Here is a 22571-nt window from a genome sequence, read left to right as displayed (position 1 = left end):
TGCTGTTAACTCTTCTAGTACGTCACCTCTACCGTATCACTATAACGATAGGTACGTATCAGACGCAACTCAACAATGTCTTTCATATCTGCGGTAAATTTACCAAATGGCGCGGCTTGCCTGACTGATTGTTTGGCTGCCTCATCTAAGATAGTTGAATTTGAACTCTCAAGCAAACGGATGGCTTTGATATTACCGTCGTTAGCAATAATTACCATTAAACGCACTTCGCCCGTAATACTTTGCGCTCGTGCTTGAGCAGGATATTGCAAATTACCAACGCGCTCAACATGCTCACGAAAGGTATTGATATAATCGGCCGCCGCGCCATGGGTCGTTGAGTTACTGTCCATGGTCACTACTTTTGATTTGGTGGCATAAGTCTGCTGACGCTGGGATAGCTGAGCCTCTAAAGTAGCAATCTGCTTACGCAGGCGCTCTTCTTGCACTCTCATATCATCTTGCGCTTGCTTACTATCATTGTCAGACTCTACGCTTGCATGACGCCAGCTGAGCGTGGTACGCAGGTAGCTTTCTTGATAATGCTGCTGGCGTACTTGCCGCTGCAAGCGAATCACATCTTGCGTCTCACTCATTTGCTCAGCGGATAACGGGCTGCTTTGGTCGGTTTCTTGACGCAATTGCTCTTTTACCGTACCGCCGCCTTGTTGCGAGGCATTGGCAATAAATTGCGCATCTTCATTTGGCTGCATATTATCCGTTAGGGCTTTAGCAACATCTTGCATCAATCCGGCAGGGTCTTGCCCCATCGAAAAGCTGATACCGAAAATAATCAACGCATGCACGCTAATGGCAATAACCATCGCCATCGGCAAGCTGATATCACGTTTTGGTGCTTGCGCTGAAAAATGGTAGCTTTGTGAGTCTTTAATATACACCGCAGTCAGTCTCAGCTTATGAATATAAAGGCGGTCATCAATAAACGTGTTAATATCCATATCTATTGCCCATGCCGGCGCCATCATAACATGACATAGAATTGTCTCGCTAGCACAACCGTATACCGTAAATTCACAGTAACTTCTCAACAATTTATCATTGCTTACAGTGAGAGGTATGCTCTAACTTGTACTCATCGCATAAGCCCAGTGCATTTGATATCGAAAATAAAGGTATGCTGATGAGTAATAGACGTTCATTTTGCCCGCCTCGTTTTTGATATATACTGTTTGGTATCGGTCACGCTTTTATAATGATAATGATAAGGATAATAAGTTTGAGTAGCTTTAATAACATGAGTGATAACATCAATCATTCAGACAACTTTGATGACTTTTTCGAGAATCTCGGCTACCGCTTTGATGAATCATTCAGCGATGGTTGGGATCGCCTGACCCAATCTATTAAAGACTTATACAACCGTACAACCGATAAGCTAGAAGATGAGCTGGCGCTACCGCTGACACAAGCCTACGTCAATGATGCGCTAAAAACCTATGTCACGGATAATGTCAAAGCCATCTTAGAGCTGCGTGTTGAGATACATGAAGATTGGTTTCGCTTGTACTGCACGGTCGATGCCGGCGGTATTTATGCAGAGGTCGCGAGTAACTTTCGTCTGGTACATGCGCAGCTCGATCGCAATGTACAGCGCTTTGTTTTTGGTCAACTGACCTATACCGATATCCTAAATCTGCGCTGTGAGTCCTATCTTAAACGTCAAGGTATCAAACTGTTTATTTGGTTTTACCACCGTATCCTGAAAAAAGACCCGTTGGGCTTTATCCTATCTTATATCGATATTGCACGCGCCAAAAATGAGATTATTTATATTGATATTAATCGTTGGCTAAAGAGTAATAAGAAAATTATCGGCATGTTACATAAGGCACAAGTTAACTATGGTGAGCTTGAAGAAGAACAATTGATTTTGAAAGCGCAGATTAATTATCGCGATTTATTATCCTCAAATAGCAATGAAGATATTATCAGCGAAAAAGACGAGCCAGTACAAGTACAAGGTCCTGTCTATCCACTAGATACAGAAAATGTGGCAAATGTGGCGAGCCAAGTTTAGAACATCATAAACTCTCAGCTATTATTACTTTGCTATCTTATAACTGTCAACTATTATAAAAAATGCTGTATCTTGCCAGACGAGAGTCTTCAAGATACAGCATTTTTCCTTTGCTAAAAATTTTAAAAGAATGCAACTCGATTACACTTTATGGCATTCGTTACCAGTAATTTTCTACCGCAATATTGCCTTCTCCGCGGCGATTCATCACCAGTCCTAAGCTTTTTAACGTCTCTTTGGTATCTTCTACCATATCTGGGTTGCCACATAGCATAACGTGCGTGCTATCGACATCTAAAGCAATGCCTGCGCGCTCTTGTAGCGTTCCATCTAGTAGCAATTTTGGCAGGCGCTCTGTCAGTGCACCTTCGACAGGCTCACGAGTAACAATCGGTATAAAGATTAATTTTGCAGGATTATCAACCAAGGAGCCAAAGTCTTCTTGCAGACTTTTTATCTTATCAACGTACGCCAACTCTTCTATCGAGCGCGCGCTATATGCGAGGATAATATGCTCGTAATCTTCCCAAGTCTTTAAATCTTGCAGCATCGATAAGAAAGGCGCAAGACCAGTACCCGTAGCCAGCAACCATAAATCTTTTGGTAATGGCTTTTGATAACGTGCCAATGTTAAAAAGCCAAATGGCATCGTATTAAGCAGTAGCTCATCGCCTACTTCTAAGTGTTGCAACTGCGAGGTAAATGCACCATTAGGAATGACAATAGAGAAAAACTCTAATACCTCATCAAAGGGAGACGAAACAATTGAATAAGCGCGAAAAATATCTTCGTTTAGCGCTTCATTAGCGACATCATTGCCTGCTTCGCCTTGCTGCTTATAGTAGTTTAAATGACTGGGATTAACCCCCAAACGTACAAATTGCCCAGCCGTAAATTTAAAGCTATCCGGACGGCTGACAGTAAAGCTAAATAAATTTGGCGTCCAAGTGGTTTTGCTTAGCACTGTTACGGTTTGAATATTGTCGCTCATAGTCATAAATCACTTATATTTTATTAACATTTATTTTTATAAAATTTAAACAACACAAAAAAAGATGCGCCAAGCTTATCACAAAGCGGGCGCATCTTGTTTTTCCAACCGTAACAAGCAATAAGTAGTATGGATATAGCACTACTTATTTCAGCTTGTGACTTTTTAGTGTTACCAAATACGAGCCAAGCTTGCCCATTCAATCATACTGTTTGGTAATACGCCAAAGAATAAGATGATCGCCGTGACTGCAATGACCATAATACCACCGGTACGTAGACCCCACTGTTTTGAGACGTCAAATTCAATAAATTGTTTTGGACGTTTAAATAGCGTGAGCAAGACGCGCAAGTAATAGAACAAGCCAATCGCACTGCCGAGGATAATCATCGCTGCCAAGAACCAGTTGGTACCTTGTACTGCAGCAAGAATCGCAAATAGCTTCGTGATAAAGCCTGCGGTTAATGGAATGCCCGCTAGAGATAGCATCATGATAGTCATGACACCAGTCAGTACCGGACGTCTCCAGAACAATCCTTGATAATGAATCAATTGATCGGCTTCACCAGATAAGCGATAAGGGCTGGACATCAAGGTCACGACACCAAAGGCACCAATAGAGGTAAAGGCATAAATAGCCATATACATACTAGAGATACTATCAGCAGCAGAACCAATGCTAGCGATTACGATTAGCACATAGCCCATATGGGCAATCGATGAATAACCAAGTAAACGTTTGAGACTGGTTTGGCGTACCGCAAGTAAGTTACCTAGCAAAATCGACAAGGTTGCCATCACCATCAGCAGCATCTGTACCGATGGCAATGCCAATAATGAGGTATCAATTAAAAATCGTACTGCCAATGCCATCATCGCTACTTTTGATACCGAGGCCAGATAAGTCGCGATAGGTGCAGGGGCGCCTTCATAGACATCAGGTGTCCAGATATGAAAGGGCGCAGCAGAGAGCTTAAAGGCAATACCAAACATCATCATCGCTGCCCCTAAGATTAGCAGTGGCGATTCAAACGTATCTGTCAATGTTAAGCTAATAGGCTTAAATGCCAGTGAGCCAACTTCTGCATAGATAAATGCCATACCCATCAGCAGCGTTGCTGATGCAGTCGCTGATAGCACTAAGTATTTCAGCCCTGACTCAAGCGAGCGGGTGCGCATATAGGTATAGGACAGCATGCCATATAGCGGTATCGATAGCATCTCAAGGCTCATAAAGAATGATGCCAAATGCTGGGCGCAAACCATAAGCAATGCACCAATCGTCGATAGCAACATGAGCAAATACAGCTCTTCTTTATTATCGTTGAGGTTTGCTAAATACGCATAAGACAACGTACAACAAGCCAATGCACAGATAAAAATAATCACCATATTAAACTGAGCAAAATTATCAATTACAAACAACTGCTCAGCCGCTGGCACAAGCGTTCCACTATCGACTATACCTGCCATTTGCCCAAGCAAGATAAACAGACCAATATTGAGACCGATGACCGAAATTGTACCCGTCACCATATGTGAGCGCTTTATAGTGATGGCAATCATCACCGCCAATACCGTAATCACTACCGCAATGATTGGTGCATAAGGCAATAGCCCCATCAAATCATTCATCGTAAAATCGTTCATGACTTAACGTGCCTCCATTGCATCAAGCAGCTGCGAAGCATCTACTTGGGTTACTTGACTATATATATAAGCGTTATTAATCCATTGCATCGCATGACTTGAGGTATCAAGGAACGGCTGTGGATACAGTCCGAGCCAGACCAAGCCTGCAGCAAGCATCAATAGTAACGATAGCTCACGCTTACCCAAATCTTTTAACGGACGCGTCGGCAGACCATGCGATTTGGTTTCTTTTAATGCCACTTCTTTAATGTTGTTGATACCAAATAGCGCTTTATGAATTAATATGAGTGAGTATAAACCTGCCAATACTAAGCTAAAGGTTGCTAAGACTACAAACACAGGATACTGAGCAAAGGCACCAAACAAGATCAAGAATTCACCGATAAAGTTACCCGTACCCGGAATACCAAGTAAGGCCGCACAGAAGAACATCAGTATCGGCGCGTAATAACGGAACTGACCCCACATACCGCCCATTAGGGTCAAATCGCGCGTATGTAAGCGCTCATATAACTGCCCTGCCATAATAAACAGCGCTGCGGAGCTTAGACCATGTGCCAGCATTTGAATCATTAAACCTTGTAAGCTAAGTAATGTTCCGGCATAAATTGCCAAAACTACAAAGCCCATATGCGAGATACTGGTATAAGCAAGCAGACGCTTCATATCGGTTTGCATAAAGGCAAGCCATGCGCCATAGAAGATACCAATCGTACCCAAGGTCATAGCAATCGGAGCAAAATCTTGTGATGCAGCTGGGAACAATGGCAGGACAAAACGAATCAAACCATAAGCAGCCGTCTTAATCAAAACCCCTGCCAAATCCACCGAACCTGCCGTTGGTGCTTGCGCATGCGCATCTGGCAACCAGCCGTGGAACGGGATAATCGGCAACTTAACGGCAAAGCCAATAAAGAAGCACAGCATGATCGGATATTCCCAGCCGCCAAGTGACGTACCGAGTAAATCATTATAGTTAAAGCTGACCACGCCTTTTTGGGCGTAGCTGATAATGACCAATATCAAAATACCGACCAGCATGATAAGACCAGACGCTTGGGTATAAATAAAGAACTTAGTTGCTGCGTATTCTTTGGTTTTACCAACGACGTCATGACCCCAAATCGCGATCAAGAAGTAGATTGGAACCAGCATCATCTCCCAAAAGAAGAAGAATAAGAACATATCAATGGCTAAGAAAACACCGATGACGCCGCCCAAACTCCACAGCAAGTTCAAATGGAAGAAACCAACACGTCGCTGAATCTCATTCCACGAACAAGCAACTGCGGCAACACCAAGCAGCCCCGTTAAAGCGACCATCATTAGCGATAAACCATCTAACGCTAAGTGAAAGCTGATACCAAAACTCGGTATCCAAGGCACACTGAATTCAGCCACCCAAGGCACATTTGCATCTGGCGCAATAACTTGCTGACTCATGCCAGAAAAATCACCGTATTGCCATAGTACCATTGACAACACAAAGGTCAACGTCATACCAATTAAGGCAATCCAGCGCGGCAAGCGTTTATTAAAGCGTTCAACCAGCCAGCATAGCAATCCTGCAATAAAAGGAATGGCGATTAATGCTGGTAGCATCCACGTTTGTTGTAACTCAATCATCTTATACCACCGTCATCATTACCAGCACGAGTAACACAGCCATACCCAAGCCAAAGCTTGCAGCATAACCTCGAAGTGACCCTGTTTGCGTCGCAGACAATACCTTATTACCTGCTGATGCCAACTTAGGTAATAGCAGCCACGTTTTATCGATAGGGTCGGCTTTAAATAAGCGGCCGATGAACAAAAAGGGTTTTACAAAAACTATATCGTATAGCGCGTCAAAGCCCATACCGTGATAGCACCAATGATACAGCGCCCCACCGATACGCGTGCGCTTAAAGCTGGTCAGCAGTCGACCTTTATTAACGACATATAATAGCGCCGCTAATACCAAGCCTGCTGCCATTGCACCCATCGCGATATACTCTGCGGTGTGCTTAGCATGCGCCTGACCAGCCACTTCTAATAAGTGCCCAACACTTTCTGGCAATACGCCTTGCAATGGCGGGGTAATAAATGCACCCACTGCCGTAGATAATACGAGCAACACACTAAGTGGTAGCCAATATGACACACCAGATAATTTATGTGCATGCGTTTTCTCTTCACCAAAGAAGATAATCCAAATCATACGGAAGGTATAAATCGCGGTTAAGAAAGCACCGAATACGCCCATATAGAATAAAACCATATGACCGGTTGCATAACTTTCCCACAGAATGGCTTCTTTAGAATAAAAACCAACGGTGACCCAAGGTATCGCGGCAAGTGCACCGCCACCGACGATATAGCACCAGAATACTAACGGAATCTTTTTACGTAAGCCGCCCATCTTAAAGATGTTTTGCTCATGATGTACCGAAAGGATGACTGCACCTGATGATAAGAATAGCAAGGCTTTAAAGAAAGCATGGGTCATCAAATGGAAGATAGCACCTTGCCATGCGCCAACACCGAGTGCTAAGAACATATAGCCAATTTGGCTCATGGTCGAATAAGCAAGGATACGCTTGATGTCCGTTTGTGCCAACGCACAGAATCCTGCGATAACCAGCGTTAATGCGCCCACTGCCCCAACCCAGTACAATAGTACGCCAGGTGTTAATATAAATAACGGATGTAGACGGGCAATCAGATAAACACCAGCGGTAACCATGGTCGCTGCGTGAATTAATGCCGATACTGGCGTTGGACCTGCCATCGCATCAGCCAGCCATGTATGTAATGGTAGCTGGGCTGATTTACCCATCGCCCCACCAACCAACATCATGGTAGTTAAAATCATGGTTGGATTATTGATATCAAATACTTCCGGGGCACGGGTAATAATCTCTTGAATATTAAGCGTGCCAAATTCGCGGAATAATAAAAACAAACCAAATGCTAAGAACACATCACCAACACGGGTCACGGTAAAGGCTTTTATCGCTGCTCGACCATTAGCGCGGTCATGATAGTAAAAACCAATTAGCAAGTAAGAACAGATACCGACGCCTTCCCAGCCAAGATAGAGCAAGAACAAGTTATCCGCTAATACCAGCAATAACATACTGGCGACGAATAAGTTCATATAGCTAAAGAAGCGCGCAAAGCCTGTTTCACCTTTCATATACCATGCGGCAAACAGATGGATTAAAAAGCCAATGCCGGTAATGACACCCGTCATCGTCAATGCTAATCCATCAAAGCTTAAGCCAAAATTTGGCGCAAAATCTCCGACTTGGAACCATGTCCAGAGAGGAATCTCGATGACCGTACCGGCAGGGTTGCTTGTTAAAAAGGTATAGCTGACGATCAGCGTACATAGCGCTGATAGCAGCATGCTACCGACACCGACAATCGCTGCTACCTGCTCGCTTAACTTGTCGCGCATAAAGGCTAAAATCAAAAAGCCAACGAGCGGGAATATAAAGGTTAATGGTAATAAACTCATGACATCATCCTTTCATCTCATTGGCGCTGTCGACATCAAGATGCCCACGCTGATGATAAAAACGCAATAATATTGCTAAACCAATAGCGGCCTCTGCTGCTGCTAAGGTCAAGATAAAGATAAACATAATCTGTCCATCTGGATCGACCCAACGACTACCTGCTACCACAAATGCTAGTGCCGCCGCATTCATCATTATCTCAAGGCTCATTAGCATAAATAAGAAATTACGCCGTACCATAACACCGCACAGACCAATCGCAAATAAAATACCTGCCAAGATTAGTCCATGGCTCATGGGTATCAGACCCAGTACATTTTGCGCCTCAGCAACCGGCTGCACTAAGCCTGCTACTTCATGGGCAAACGGCACATTGGCAACCTCTTGTGCCACGCTTGCTGCTAGTACCATCAGTCTGACTCCTTGCGCGTGACTTTCTTCGCACCCACGTGCATACCTACTTTCATACCTACGTAGTCATGCGGGTCGACATCTTTATATTCGTATGGTTTTGCCATCTTTACTGCATCATTATTGGTGTGCGGGCTATCGTTTTCGTACAGCTCAATACTGCCGACATTTGGATTGGCGACTAAGCTATCGTTACCAACAATCTCATCATCAATAGCTTCTTTACCTAAATGATAAGCTGCAACCAAGGCTGCGAGTAGGAGCAATGCTGCCACTTCTATCAACATAATATATTTGGTAAATAAAACCGTACCTACTACCTTAGCTGAAATTGTCGTGCCGCCTATCATAGCCGCATCATTATGATTGAGACCAATCATCGCATATAGCACGACCGCGATAATAATCGTTAGCCCCGTCGGTATCGCCCAAGTACCCGCATCAAGCCAGCGCTCTTCACGCTCATCATTACGCATGCCAAGATTTAGCATCATGATAACGAAAACGAATAGCACCATAATGGCACCAGCGTAAACGACGATTTCGAGCGCCCCAGCAAACGGCGCACCCAATATAAAAAATATGCCAGCGATTGCCAATAGCGACACAATCATCGATAAAATAGCATGCACTGGATTGGCTTGGGTAACCACGCGCAGACTGGCAAATATTGCCACCGCTGCCAGTGAGTAAAACCCTGCCAATTCAGGATGGTTCAAAATATTCATCATGGTAGCAAGCTCCTTAGATCAATCGGTGCCGCTTCATTTTGTGCCGCGCCTTTTGGTTTATCTGCTACCGCCATACCTGACACGCGATAATAGTTATAATCAGGATATTTACCCGGTCCTGAAATCAGCAAATGCTCTTTTTCATAAACCAAGTCTTGACGTACATACTCGCCCATCTCAAAGTCAGGCGTCATCTGAATCGCCGTCGTTGGACAAGCTTCTTCACACAAGCCACAAAAAATACAACGTGAAAAGTTAATACGGAAGAACTCTGGATACCAGCGTCCATCTTCACGTTCCGCTTTTTGCAGGGAGATACAACCAACTGGACATGCCACAGCGCACAAGTTACAAGCAACGCAGCGCTCATCGCCGTCAGGGTCACGCGACAAGATAATACGTCCACGAAAACGTGGCGGCACTGGTACTGGCACCTCAGGATAAAGAATGGTGTCGCGTGGTCTGAGCGCATGACTATTGACCATCCACATGCTGCGGACAATGGTAAATAGTCCAATGACGGTCTTTTTTATCGTAGTAAACATGGGATTATTATCCTTCTCAGCTTTACCCTAGTTCATCAGTGATGGCTAGTGATGGCTACTAGTAATGACTATAACGTTGGGGAAAAAATCAAAATGACTGCAGCAGTAACCAATAGATTAATCAAGGTTACGGGCAGGCAGACTTTCCAGCCAAAGTTCATCACCTGATCATAGCGCGGACGCATGAGTGAGCCTCGAGCCAAAACAAACATAGTCATAAAGAACAGCGTCTTAATCATGAACCAAAAAGCTGGTGGAATAAATGGAATATCTAAATTAAAAGGTGCAAGCCAACCACCAAAGAACAAACAAGTCATCAAAGCAGAAATTAATACAACATTGACGTATTCGCCAATAAAGAACATACCGAACTTCATGCCGGAATATTCAACGTGATACCCTTCAGCCAGCTCTTGCTCGGCTTCTGGTTGGTCAAATGGATGTCTATGCGTGACCGCAACACCTGCAACGACAAAGGTTAAGAAGCCAAAGAACTGCGGGATGATATACCAACCATCAGCCTGCGCTTCAACAATCGCACGTAAGTTAAATGAGCCAGTCAAGGCAACAACGCCCATCAACGACAAGCCTAAGAACACTTCATAACTGATGGTTTGCGCGGCTGAACGTAAGCCGCCAAGTAATGAGAATTTATTGGCTGATGCCCAACCACCGAACAGTACTGCATAGACTGCAATACCAGCCATGGCAAAAAAGAACAAAATACCAATATCCCAATCAGCAACGCCAAGCGTTGGCGAGATAGGAATAATGGCAAATGAAGCCAGAGCGGTAAACATGGCAACTGCAGGCGCCAAAGTAAACATAAACTTATCGGTAAAATTTGGCGTCCAATCTTCTTTAAAGAAGATTTTGAGCATATCGGCGACTAGCTGTAGTGAACCAAACGGTCCAACACGGTTTGGACCATAACGGTCTTGCCAGAGTGCTAGCATCCGGCGCTCATAGATAATCATCATTGCCGCGACAATGACAACGACTAAAAAGATAACCAGCGATTGTACGACCATAAAAAGTATGGACCAAGTATCAAAGGTCATCATACTTGCCAAAAAACTTGGCACATCAGGGATAATACGAGTGACTTGCATATTACACTTCCTGTGTGGTGGTCGGCGCTGTGCTTACTGGTACGGCGCGGTTATTGTTATCTTCAAAGCTGTTTAAAGCACTGCCATTTTCAGAATTGCCACTAGCGTCATTAGCCAAGCCGCCCATCATCGTAATAGGTGCATCGACTTTACGTACTGACGCTGGCATGGATGGATGAATAATGCTCACCTGACCGACAGGGTAACCAATACAACCTTCGGCTAAATAACCAACAAGCTGTACTGGCAAGGTGATTTGCTGTTTATCAATCTCAATCCCCAAATAATCACCAGCCACGATATTCCAGTCTTTTGCGTCATCAATTCCTACTCGCCATGCAGCTACTGGTAATTGCTCAGCTACCACTGGGCTACGCGATGCCATCATTGAGCTGGCATAAATGTTATAAATAGGCACCAGTTTTGCCTGCCCCTGCTGCATATCCGTCGTAGCTACTGAGCTAACTTCTGGCGCAACATATTGGCGCGTAGCTAAACGCTCTAATTGGTCGAACAAGCGAACGCCTGGATCACCATTTCTAAGACTACCACCGACTTTATCTTGATATTTATTCCAAGCTTGCGGTGAGTTCCAACCGGCAGATTGCGCAAAAGGAATCATCGCGCTTGGGGTTTGTTTGCCGCTATAGCCTTCCATTGAAAAGGTTAAACCGGTATCCAAATCTTTTGGCTGCATTGGTTCATGTACAGAGACAGGCGCACGCATAGAAGTACGACCTGAGTAACGACGTGGCTGACGGGCAATTTTCAGACCCGTCATACGGTAATCAGCATCGGGTGCAGCTTCTTTGATACCGGCAAGCTTAGGATGGGTCGCTATCAAAGCATTGATGACATCGTCAAGCTGCGTCCAATCTACATCGCGACCTTCTAAGCTGCTGTGCACAGCATGCAACCAGCGCCAGCCTTCTTTAATACTACTAAGCGGATGATAATAGTCATTATCATAAACTTGGAAGAAGCGCTGCGCACGACCTTCGGCAGAAATAAGCGTGCCGTCTGCTTCAGCAAAGGTGGCTGCTGGCAATACAATATCGACGTCTTTGTGCCAATCAAGCAATTGATGATCTAACGCAATGACGGTTTTATCAGTCAATAGCTGTGTTAATTTATTGGCATCAATAGCATCAGTCAGCTGATTTTCAGCGACTATTACCACATCAAAATCAGTCGCCAGCAATTCTTCAACTGAATGACCACCGAGTAAGCAAACACCGATACTATTAGCATCTGTCACTGCTAAATAGATACCCGCTTGGGCATGATACTTTTTATTGACTTCTTTTAGCTCAAGTTTGGTTGCTGGCTGACGTTCAACATCGTCTTGTGCTTCAGTATTAACGCCCGTTTCAGGTTTATTTGGCTTGGCAGACAGATCTTTATCTTCTGTTTGCTGCGCCGTTGTTGTTTGTGCTTGCGCTTCAGCTGCTGCAACTTTGGCATTATGTGTCTCAACTTCATACTGCTCAGTTGCTTTGATCGCTGCACGCTTTTGGCTTAATGCTTGCGTGATTTGCGCAGCTGCTTCTATCAAGGCAATAGACGATAAGCTGCTACCAGAGACAACCAATGGCTTGTCCGCTTGGATCAAGTCATAAGCGATTTGCTGTGCCAGCGCTTGCATAGGATCAGCGCCAATATTAGCATTAGCTTCTTTTTCAGCTTTTTGCGGCTCGACTATTTTTACTAAATTATTAGCAAATTTAGCAATTTCATCCGCAACTTTAAAACCAAGTTTAGTGATGTCTTCAGGTGTCGCTACGACACTAACTTTACTGATATCTTCAAGTTTGGTTTGAGTTACATCGATGACATATACTGGGCTTTGTGCACCTTGAGCAATACGTTTGACTGGCTCAGCCAACCATGACTGTGTTTTGGTAGCAGCCGCCATTTTTATGGCTTCATTTTTCGCCGCTTGACGGATAGAGAGTGCCACACGTGATGACGTTTGAGTGATATCTTCACCCAAAATCAGTACCGCATCATGGCTTTCAATATCGGTCATACCTGGGTTATAAATACCCTCAGTACTCAAGACTTCAATACATTTATTGACCAATGCTTGCTGCTGATGATTAAGACCCGTTGAAAAATCATCAAAACCAACGAGGTTCTTAAGCGCAAAGTTGGTCTCTAAACTGGCACGTGGCGAACCAATACCAATGACTTTTTTGTCTTTAATACGCTTAATAGTTTCATCAAGAGCATAGTCAATATTAATTTTGACGTGTTTATCATTGATACGTTCAAGCGCTTGGGTTGGACGATCTTCACGATTGACATAGCCATAACCAAAACGACCACGGTCACATAAGAAGTAACGATTTACTTCACCGTTATAGCGGTTTTCGATACGGCGTAATTCACCATAACGCTCACCGGCAGAGATATTACAACCTGCCGAACAACCATGACAGATGCTTGGTGCATACTGCATATCCCACTTACGGTTATAACGATCTGAATGCGTCTTATCGGTAAATACACCTGTTGGACAGACTTCGGTCAAGTTACCAGAGAACTCGCTTTCGAATTGACCATCTTTATCACGACCAAAATAAACACGCTCGTTTGAGCCATAAACACCCAAATCTTCACCGCCCGCATAGTCTTTATAAAAACGGACACAGCGATAGCAAGCGATACAGCGGTTCATCTCATGCGCGATAAACGGACCAAGTTCTTGGTTATGGTGAGTGCGCTTAGTAAAGCGGTAGCGACGACGATGATGACCTGACATATAGGTCATATCTTGTAAATGACAGTGTCCACCTTCTTCACAGGTTGGGCAGTCATGCGGATGGTTAATCATCAACAGCTCAACCATCGACTTACGGAACGCCTTCGCTTCATCATCAGTCACTGAGATGTACATATCATCGCCTGGGGCGACCATACAGGACATCACAAGGCGACCGCGACCCGCTTCCATATCTTCTTTGGTCATATATTGCTTAACCGCGCACTGGCGGCAAGAGCCTACTGAACCAAGGGCTGGATGATAACAAAAATACGGCACATCAATGCCGAGTGACAAACATGCTTGTAGCAAGTTATCTGCGCTATCTACTTCGACAGTGGTTCCATCAATATGTATGACTGCCATGCCGCTCTCCTTATTTCACATCTAGCTGTTGATTGGCTGCAGCCTCAATGACATCTTCACCAACCGCCTGCGCAATCTTTTGATCAAACTCAGGACGGAAATATTTAATTGCACTCATCAGGGGTTCCATCGCACCGGGGGCGTGCGCGCAAAAGGTTTTACCGATCCATAAGTCACGGGTTAAACCTTCTAGCTTTTCAACATCGCCAATCTGCCCTTCGCCATCATTGATAGCGGTAAGGATTTTGACGCCCCACGGCAAACCATCGCGGCATGGCGTACACCAACCGCACGATTCGCGCTGAAAGAAAATCTCAAGATTACGTACCAATGGCACCATATCTTGCGCTTCGTCGACAACCATAAGCAAACCCGTACCCATACGGCTACCCGCTTTTTGAATGGTGTCAAAATCAACGACAGTATCTAAATGTTCAGTGGTTAAAAAATCCGTTGATGCGCCGCCTGGTAACCAAGCTTTAAGTGTGCGACCTTCCTGCATACCACCTGCGAAATCTTCAATAATCTCACGCGCGGTATAGCCAAAAGGCAATTCCCAAAGACCGGGATCATTGACCAAACCAGAACAGCCAAATAGCTTGGTACCTGGCGTTTCGACCACACCCTTGGCTTTTGGCAGATCTTGATACCACTTGCTACCATGCAGGATAATCGCTGAAACATTATGTAAAGTTTCAACGTTATTAACCACGGTTGGACGACCCCATGCACCAGCTACCTGTGGAAATGGTGGTTTGGTACGCGGATTGGCACGACGACCTTCTAAGCAGTTAATCAGTGCCGTTTCTTCACCGCAGATATAACGACCAGCGCCAGTATGCACATGTAAATCAAAACTAAAATCTGAGCCTAAAATATTGTCGCCGACTAGATTATTGGCTTTTAATTCTTCGATCGCTGCCGTTAAACGCTCCGCAGCTAAGATATATTCACCACGGATAAAGATATAACCGGCTGTTGCACCAATCGCATAGGCAGAAATAAGCATGCCTTCAATAAGCTGAAGCGGCAAACGCTCCATGAGCAAACGGTCTTTAAACGTACCCGGCTCCATCTCGTCAGCATTACAGACTAGATAGCGTGGACCGCCATCAGGTGGTGCCATTAGCGACCATTTAATACCTGCTGGAAAACCTGCACCGCCGCGACCTTTTACCACCGCTTCTTTAATAGTATTTAACGTATCATCTGGCGATTGGTTTAACGCTATCTTTAACGCTTCAAAACCACGTAATGATTCATAAGTTGCCAAATCAAGCACCGCATCATGATGCGCTAAGCGCCAGGTCAGCGGTTTGGTTTCACTGGTAGCAGTCGATCTATCGCCATAGATAGGAATACGCTGTTCATTAAGTTGGCTTGGCGCTTTGCCTTGATTACGAAGAGCAATCTGCTCTGAAACAGTTAATCTCATGCGTATAGCTCCAACAATTGGGCGACTTCTTCAGGCTGGACAGGACCATAGGTATCTTCATCAATCAACACCGCAGGACCTTTGTCACAGTTACCTAAACAGCAAATCGGCAATAGCGTAAAACGACCATCAGCAGTGGTTTGACCATAGTTGATGCCCAGCTGCGACTTTAATTCAGCTGCTAGTGCTTCATAGCCTGTTAAATAACAAGCCACCGAATCACAAACAAGGATGACATGACGACCAACTGGCTGACGATAGATACGGTTAAAGAAGGTTGCTACTCCATCCATATCGGTCATAGGAACATTTAAAATATTAGCAATCGCATTCACTTGTGCATCATCAACCCAGCCGTTACGCTTTTGCACGATTTTCAGCGAATCTAAAGACGCTGCTCGTGGATGTGGATAATGATGCATAAACTCATGGATAGCCGCAATTTCTTCTGCAGTTAAGATACTTGCCACATCTACTTTTGGCATTTTATCGGAAACAATTTTCATAATCTTTTTCTTTCCTCACTCAGCCCACTGTTAAGGTTGCGCTCACGGCGCAATGACAGCGTTTTGGTGTGCCAGTTTGGCGATAATATGTTAATGAACGCGTCGTACTTTTAATATATAAACGATAATGATAAACGTATAACCACAGACGCTCTAACGGTCACAATCCGCCATCACAATATCAATCGATGCCAGATACATAATGGCATCGGATACCAGTGAGCCATTAATAACTGATGGCATCTGCTGCAAATGCGCGAATGTCGGCGTACGAATACGCGTGCGATAGCTCATCGTCGCTTTATCCGAGGTGATGTAATAGCTGTTTAGACCTTTAGTCGCTTCTACAATCGTTGTGCACTCACCCGCTGGCATCACAGGACCCCAAGAAACAGAGATAAAGTGATTAATCAAGGTTTCGATGTCATTCAAGGTACGGTCTTTTGGCGGCGGTACTGCCAATGGATGATCCGCCTTATAAGGACCTTGCGGCATATTATCCATACATTGACGGATAATACGTAGCGACTGGCGCATCTCTTCGACTTTGACCATACAGCGATCATAAGCATCGCCGTTATAGCCGACTGGTACTTCGAAATCGTAATTCTCGTATCCCATGTATGGACGCGCTTTACGCAAATCAAAATCTAAACCCGTTGCACGCAAACCTGCGCCAGTCACACCCCAAGCCAATGCTTGCTTGGTATTATATTGGGCAACGCCTTGAGTACGACCTTTAAGCACACTGTTTTGCAATGCTGCTTTAACATACTCATCCAAGCGTTTTGGCATCCAATCTAAGAACTCACGTACCAAACGCTGCCAGCCGCGCGGTAAATCATGCGCTGTACCGCCGATACGGAACCACGCAGGATGCATACGGTAACCGGTTACAGCTTCGATAACGTCATAAGCTTTTTGGCGATCGGTAAACATATAGAATACCGGCGTCATACCACCGGCATCTTGGATAAAGGTACCGACGAATAGTAAGTTGTTGGTAATACGGAAAAACTCACTCATCATCACGCGGATGGTTTCAGCGCGCGGTGGAATAGTTATACCGGCAAGCTTTTCAACCGACATGATATACGGTAGCTCATTCATTACGCCGCCGAGATAGTCGATACGGTCGGTATAAGGAATAAATGAGTGCCACGTTTGACGCTCAGCCATCTTTTCTGCGCCGCGATGGTGATAACCAATATCAGGGATACAATCGACAACTTCTTCGCCATCAAGCTGTAGTACCAAACGGAAAGCACCATGAGCGGATGGATGGTTAGGACCGATGTTCAAGAACATAAAGTCTTCATCGCGACCCGAGCGTTTCATGCCCCACTCTTCTGGGACAAAGCGCAGGTTTTCTTGCTCATATTGTTGTTTGGCGGTATTCAAGAAATACGGAGTAAACTCAGTTGCCCGCGCATGATATTCTTTGCGCAGTGGATGACCTTCCCAGTATTTTGGCAATAAAATACGCGTTAAATGCGGATGACCAGTAAAGACAATACCAAACATGTCCCACACTTCGCGCTCATACCAGTTGGCATTGGGCCAAATCTGTGTCGCACTTGGGACGTTTAAATCTTCTTCACTGAGCGCCACTTTGATACGCACATCACTATTACGCTCAAGCGACATCAAGTGATAAAACACCGTAAAATCACTGTCAGGTAAACCTTGGCGATGCTGACGTAAACGCTCATCTATCGCTGACAAGTCAAATAACATGACATAAGGTTTTGGCAATTTTCGTAAGAATAAGAGAACGTCTAATAAATCAGCGCGTGCCACCCAAACCGTTGGAATGTCGTCAACCGTGTGCTGCATAACGAACTTACCAGCATATTTTTCTTCCAGCTCTTTGATAACCGCTGGGACAGGCTTGATCTTAGGATCTATGTTTTCGACTACCGTGACCATGAATGATGTCTTCCTTCATTAATCATAACTGAACCATGACAACCATAATAAAAGATGATAATCATAACCAAACTATGATGAGCGTACGCGCACTTTTAACAATTATTAATAACTACGCCAAACTGCTTAACTAAATGCTATCTGGGCTACGTAAGTTTTTCACAGCGATACGATCTGCTTGCTTACGGTCACGCTCAGGCGTCATCTGCGGCTGATAGACACCCTGATCATTAACATGAATACCTAGCGGACGACGTTCTTTAGTAATAGATTCTTGTAATAACATCAAGCCTTGAATCAATGCTTCTGGACGTGGCGGACAACCGGGCACATAGACATCGACAGGGATAATTTTATCCACGCCTTGCACGACCGAATAGATGTCATACATACCGCCCGAGTTGGCACAAGCACCCATCGAAATGACCCATTTTGGCTCAAGCATTTGCTCGTATAGACGTTGAATAACGGGTGCCATTTTAACAAAGCAAGTACCAGCAACAATCATCACATCGGCCTGACGTGGCGAGGCGCGAATAACTTCGGCACCAAAGCGTGACAAATCGTGAACCGCCGTTAAAGTAGTCGCATATTCGACATAACAGCATGAGGTACCAAAGTTAAATGGCCACAGTGAGTGCTTGCGCCCCCAGTTTGCTGTTGAATGCACAAGATCTTCTAGACGACCCATAAAGACGTTTTTATTGACTTCATCTTCCATCGGATCGTTGACAGTTTGGCTTGTCTGAGCAGGATAGACATCTGCATCAGGGTTGGCTTTTGTTAATGTGTATTTCATAACATACAACCTTTATGTTAAACAAAGTGCGGCAATGATTTGCCCTCACTACTGCCTTAACTTCATTATTAAATAATTTTGTTATTCACTAATTAACACGCACTGTTATTCATTAACGCGTCATTTTATCTGTTTGTGCAGACGTCGCAAAGTCCACAGAAGTGACATTACCCGTGGTATTAATATGATCAATGTTTTGTAAGTGACGACGATTGGTCTCAATATTGTTTGAGACGTTAATCTGACCGGAGGACTGCGCAGGTATCTTGCCTGTAGGATCGACCATGAGTTCATCAACACCATCGAACTTGGTGATATCAGCTAAACTAAAGCCTGCGGGTGCAGCATATAGGCGCGCTTTTTTGCGTAGCTTATCAGCCGGCGCCCAATTCATAGCACCTAAGCTCAACTCGTATACCAAGCCAATGATCAAGATGGTGATAAATATGGCGGCCGCAGCAAAGCCAAGCCAGCCAGCTTCACGAACTGAGACTGCATAAGCATATAAGTAGAGGGCTTCTAGATCAAAAATAACAAAGAAGATCGCCACCAAATAGAATTTAGCAGACAAACGAATACGGGCGTTGCCAGATCCGACAACACCCGCTTCAAATATCTCTTCTTTTTGTGAGCCATGTGAGCGACCGCCAAGTAGACGCGGGACAACCAACATAAACACAACTAGCCCAATGGCGGCTAAAATAAAAGCAATGGCTGACCAATTAAAAGCAGACATGATAATACGTGCTCCTCACCCAATCGAGTGTTACACGCCGCGCAAGCACCGACCTACATATTAAGGTCGTCAAGCGACAGGCATAACGCAGACGAAAACACAAAGCAACTGTCACTGTATTTAAGTAACTGTCATTGAGTCACATGTTAGGTTCTGTACTGGTAACAACCAATTATCAAGCTTATTGACGACGATGTCAGATCTGACCAACTGTAGAGTGTCCGCTCTATATGCGGATAAAGGCTGGTCGCCCAACGCATCTTCTAACAACGTAAGATCAACGTATTAAATCAATGTCATATTTGATGGTTTATTTAATTGATTTAATAGCTCATTACACGTGGTCAACAATGACGTGACAACTGGCATAAATTATTTACGTACTATACGCATATCGGCAATCAAAAGCTAGTTTTTAACTGCATTGAGCGGTCACTTTATCGGCAAAAAAAATAGGTTTTTTTATCCGCAAACTATGTTATAGATTATTCATCATCCTGCTCTAAAAACCTTCTAAAAGTTTAAAGAATGTATTATTAATTGACTGCTAACTAAGATAAAAAATGTATATAAACCGTGCAGTTAGTCACAGCTTGTAATTATTTCACTTTCACTTCCGTAATGGATAATACTTAAGTCTACCTCCTTATTTCTATTCACGGGAAATGAGCTTGTATTAGCCAAATTTTCGACAGTTTTCATTGAAACAAAATATTTCTCTATGTCGTTTTTCAAGACGTACCTTATATATACCTCATAATCTTATATATTCCACGCTACTAACTCCTGCCCAAAAGCCTTGGTTTTGCTTTATAATAACTCACCTAATTTTGCTCGCAGATTGCCTAAAACTTTAAAATCATTCTGTGAGTTACTCTATTTAAAATGCCAACATGCCCTCTATTTTAACGAATGTATTTTTCGCTTGATGGCAGCTATTGGCATTTTACGATTTACTGCTACCCTCTTTTTGCTTTTGTCTTACAGGTCACGTTATGAGTCAACTTAATCCCAAACAACAAGAAGCCATGCTCTACGTATCTGGTCCGCTACTGGTGTTAGCAGGTGCCGGCTCCGGTAAGACGTCAGTGATTACCCGCAAGATTGCTTATCTGATCGAAGAATGCAACATGCCTGCTGAGCGGATCACGGCGGTGACCTTTACTAATAAGGCGGCGCGTGAAATGAAAGCTCGAGTCAGTAAGCTACTACCGAGTGAAAAGACCCGTGGTCTAACGGTTTCAACCTTTCACCAATTTGGGCTGCAGTTTCTGCGATATGAGCTGCTTCATACGCCATTGAAAGGCAATTTCTCCATTATGGATAGCGACGATAGCAAGCGTTTGCTAATGGAGCTTATGATGCGTGATAACTTAAGCGGCGCTGAGAGTCGTGAGTTGGTTGGCAAAGCGATAAAAATGATTTCTGATTGGAAAAATGATTTGATTGAGCCGGATAAGGCGATGGAAACCTTAGACGATCCAGAAGATATGATTTTTGCGACGCTTTATGCTTTATATGAGCGCAATCTACGGGCTTATAACGCGGTTGATTTTGATGATTTAATTGTATTGCCGACCAAAATACTGCGTGAAAATCGAGAGCTACGTGATAAATGGCAAAACCGTATTCGCTATTTGCTGGTCGATGAATATCAAGATACCAATACGGCGCAGTACGAGATGATCAAATATTTGGTCGGACCGCAAGGGCGCTTTACGGTCGTTGGTGATGATGACCAATCTATTTATGCATGGCGCGGTGCTAAACCTGAAAACATGGGATTACTTAAAGAGGATTTCCCAAAATTAAAAATCGTCATGCTTGAGCAAAACTATCGCTCGACCACACGTATTTTGACCTCTGCTAATGCGGTTATTACTAATAATGAGCATTTATTTGAAAAGAAACTCTGGTCAGATAAAGGTCAAGGCGAAAAAATCCGTATTATCAATTGCCGTAATGATGACGATGAATCTGAGCGCGTCGCCAAAGAAATCGTCACGCATAAATTGCGCTTTGGCAATGAGTGGGAACAATATGCCGTTCTTTATCGCAGTAACTTTCAGGCGCGGATGCTAGAGGCACAGTTGCGTCAACTGCAAGTGCCTTATAAATTATCGGGTGGTCAGTCGTTCTTTGCCCGTAGTGAGATCAAAGACGTTATGAGCTACTTACGTCTGATTTTAAACCCAGAAGACGACAGTGCATTTTTGCGCGTGATTAATACGCCCAAGCGTGGCATGGGACCAGCCACGCTTGAGAAGCTTGGCTTATTTTCACAAGAACATAGCATCTCGCTACTGGCATCTTGTACGCATGCCGGTCTGGCCCACGTTTTACCGTCGAAATCTTATAGTACTTTAAAGGAATTTGGCGACTTTATTGAACATTATACTCGTGAGCTTGATCAACATCCTGACCCTGTGCCAATCGTCCGTCAAATGATTGATGAGACCGGCTATATTGATTTTGTGCGTAGTGACTCTAAAACACCGCAGCAAGAAAAAAACCGCATTGATAATATCGACATGCTTTATACCAGTATTCAATCGCTGATTAATCGCGCTGAAGAAGATGAAGACCGCACCATTGATACCATTATTCGCAAGCTGGTATTGCTTGATATGCTGGAGCAGCAGCAGGAAGAAGAAAACACCAATAAAGTTAATCTAATGACCTTACATGCGGCAAAAGGCTTGGAGTTTGATTTTGTTTATATCATGGGGCTTGAGGAAGAGATGCTACCGCACCGCAACTCTATCCTAAGCGAGACGGTCGAAGAGGAACGGCGCTTGATGTATGTGGGCATTACTCGCGCGCGTCGCGAGCTAACTTTGACACTAGCCACTCAGCGCCGTGCTGGTGGTCAAATGCGCGTCACTTCTGAATCACGATTTTTAGATGAGTTGCCAGAAGATCATATCGATTGGCCTGCCAAAGCAAAAAAACAAAAAGCCACCAAAGATCCCGCAGCAGTTGCTGATGAATACTTGGCTAATATTCGGGCTTTATTGGGCAATCGATAATGTTTAACCATTAAAAAAGCTAA

The 22571-nt window shown here is 44.2% G+C and carries 17 protein-coding genes; 2 read left to right on the top strand and 15 right to left on the bottom strand.

The annotated features are described in order from the left end of the window. Positions 1-14: 14 nt before the first annotated feature. Positions 15-959 carry an energy transducer TonB gene (locus tag FQ083_RS10405; RefSeq protein ID WP_227500753.1) on the bottom strand — a complete coding sequence of 315 codons (945 nt, stop codon included), beginning with the start codon at positions 957-959 and terminating at the stop codon, positions 15-17. A gap of 260 nt (positions 960-1219) precedes the next feature. Between FQ083_RS10405 and FQ083_RS10400 the strand changes: the two genes are divergently transcribed. Then, entirely contained in the window at positions 1220-2038 is an 819-nt protein-coding gene (locus tag FQ083_RS10400; RefSeq protein WP_149409871.1) for a hypothetical protein, read from the top strand. A gap of 160 nt (positions 2039-2198) precedes the next feature. Here FQ083_RS10400 and FQ083_RS10395 read toward each other — a convergent pair whose 3' ends face one another. The 14 genes from FQ083_RS10395 to ndhC all read right to left on the bottom strand — a co-directional run bounded on the left by FQ083_RS10395 (position 2199) and on the right by ndhC (position 19519). Further along, the gene (locus FQ083_RS10395; RefSeq protein WP_149409793.1) at positions 2199-3029 is read right to left on the bottom strand and encodes a ferredoxin--NADP reductase; all 831 of its coding nucleotides are present in this window, start codon (positions 3027-3029) and stop codon (positions 2199-2201) included. A 171-nt stretch (positions 3030-3200) separates the two neighbouring features. Continuing rightward, positions 3201-4679 (bottom strand): NADH-quinone oxidoreductase subunit N, encoded by a 1479-nt coding sequence (locus FQ083_RS10390; protein ID WP_149409792.1) that lies wholly within the window; start codon positions 4677-4679, stop codon positions 3201-3203. A 3-nt stretch (positions 4680-4682) separates the two neighbouring features. Beyond that, on the bottom strand, positions 4683-6308 hold the full coding sequence (nuoM, locus tag FQ083_RS10385) for an NADH-quinone oxidoreductase subunit M (RefSeq protein ID WP_149409791.1): 1626 nt from the start codon (positions 6306-6308) through the stop codon (positions 4683-4685). 1 nt (position 6309) lies between these two features. After that, a complete protein-coding gene (gene nuoL, locus FQ083_RS10380) occupies positions 6310-8184 on the bottom strand; it encodes an NADH-quinone oxidoreductase subunit L (protein WP_149409790.1) in 1875 nt (624 codons plus the stop codon). 4 nt (positions 8185-8188) lie between these two features. Continuing rightward, a complete protein-coding gene (gene nuoK, locus FQ083_RS10375) occupies positions 8189-8497 on the bottom strand; it encodes an NADH-quinone oxidoreductase subunit NuoK (RefSeq protein ID WP_041753378.1) in 309 nt (102 codons plus the stop codon). Between the two features lie 98 nt (positions 8498-8595). After that, on the bottom strand, positions 8596-9327 hold the full coding sequence (nuoJ, locus tag FQ083_RS10370; protein ID WP_149409789.1) for an NADH-quinone oxidoreductase subunit J: 732 nt from the start codon (positions 9325-9327) through the stop codon (positions 8596-8598). Beyond that, entirely contained in the window at positions 9324-9872 is a 549-nt protein-coding gene (gene nuoI / locus FQ083_RS10365) for an NADH-quinone oxidoreductase subunit NuoI (RefSeq protein ID WP_149409788.1), read from the bottom strand. The genes nuoJ and nuoI overlap by 4 nt, the downstream gene beginning before the upstream one ends. Before the next feature lie 68 nt (positions 9873-9940). Then, positions 9941-10936, bottom strand: coding sequence for an NADH-quinone oxidoreductase subunit NuoH (gene nuoH / locus FQ083_RS10360; RefSeq protein WP_041753375.1), 996 nt, complete (start codon positions 10934-10936; stop codon positions 9941-9943). Between the two features lie 49 nt (positions 10937-10985). After that, positions 10986-14114 (bottom strand): NADH-quinone oxidoreductase subunit NuoG, encoded by a 3129-nt coding sequence (nuoG, locus tag FQ083_RS10355; RefSeq protein ID WP_149409787.1) that lies wholly within the window; start codon positions 14112-14114, stop codon positions 10986-10988. A gap of 10 nt (positions 14115-14124) precedes the next feature. Continuing rightward, positions 14125-15549 carry an NADH-quinone oxidoreductase subunit NuoF gene (gene nuoF, locus FQ083_RS10350; protein ID WP_149409786.1) on the bottom strand — a complete coding sequence of 475 codons (1425 nt, stop codon included), beginning with the start codon at positions 15547-15549 and terminating at the stop codon, positions 14125-14127. Next, on the bottom strand, positions 15546-16055 hold the full coding sequence (nuoE, locus tag FQ083_RS10345) for an NADH-quinone oxidoreductase subunit NuoE (protein ID WP_011512927.1): 510 nt from the start codon (positions 16053-16055) through the stop codon (positions 15546-15548). The genes nuoF and nuoE overlap by 4 nt, the downstream gene beginning before the upstream one ends. Positions 16056-16208: 153 nt before the next feature. Continuing rightward, positions 16209-17984, bottom strand: a complete 1776-nt coding sequence (gene nuoC / locus FQ083_RS10340; protein ID WP_149409785.1) for an NADH-quinone oxidoreductase subunit C/D — start codon at positions 17982-17984, stop codon at positions 16209-16211. Positions 17985-18114: 130 nt separating this feature from the next. Then, positions 18115-18783: a NuoB/complex I 20 kDa subunit family protein gene (locus FQ083_RS10335; RefSeq protein ID WP_011512925.1), complete on the bottom strand. Its 669-nt coding sequence runs from the start codon at positions 18781-18783 to the stop codon at positions 18115-18117. A 112-nt stretch (positions 18784-18895) separates the two neighbouring features. Continuing rightward, on the bottom strand, positions 18896-19519 hold the full coding sequence (ndhC, locus tag FQ083_RS10330; RefSeq protein ID WP_149409784.1) for an NADH-quinone oxidoreductase subunit A: 624 nt from the start codon (positions 19517-19519) through the stop codon (positions 18896-18898). 995 nt (positions 19520-20514) lie between these two features. Here ndhC and FQ083_RS10325 point away from each other — a divergent pair. Continuing rightward, complete coding sequence (locus FQ083_RS10325) at positions 20515-22548, top strand: UvrD-helicase domain-containing protein (RefSeq protein ID WP_011512923.1); 2034 nt, start codon at positions 20515-20517, stop codon at positions 22546-22548. Positions 22549-22571 lie beyond the last annotated feature (23 nt).

It is taken from the genome of Psychrobacter sp. ANT_H59 (assembly GCF_008369225.1).
Classification (GTDB): domain Bacteria; phylum Pseudomonadota; class Gammaproteobacteria; order Pseudomonadales; family Moraxellaceae; genus Psychrobacter; species Psychrobacter cryohalolentis.
Note: the sequence above shows the minus strand (reverse complement) of the source record. Positions and strands in the feature narration are given on the sequence as shown.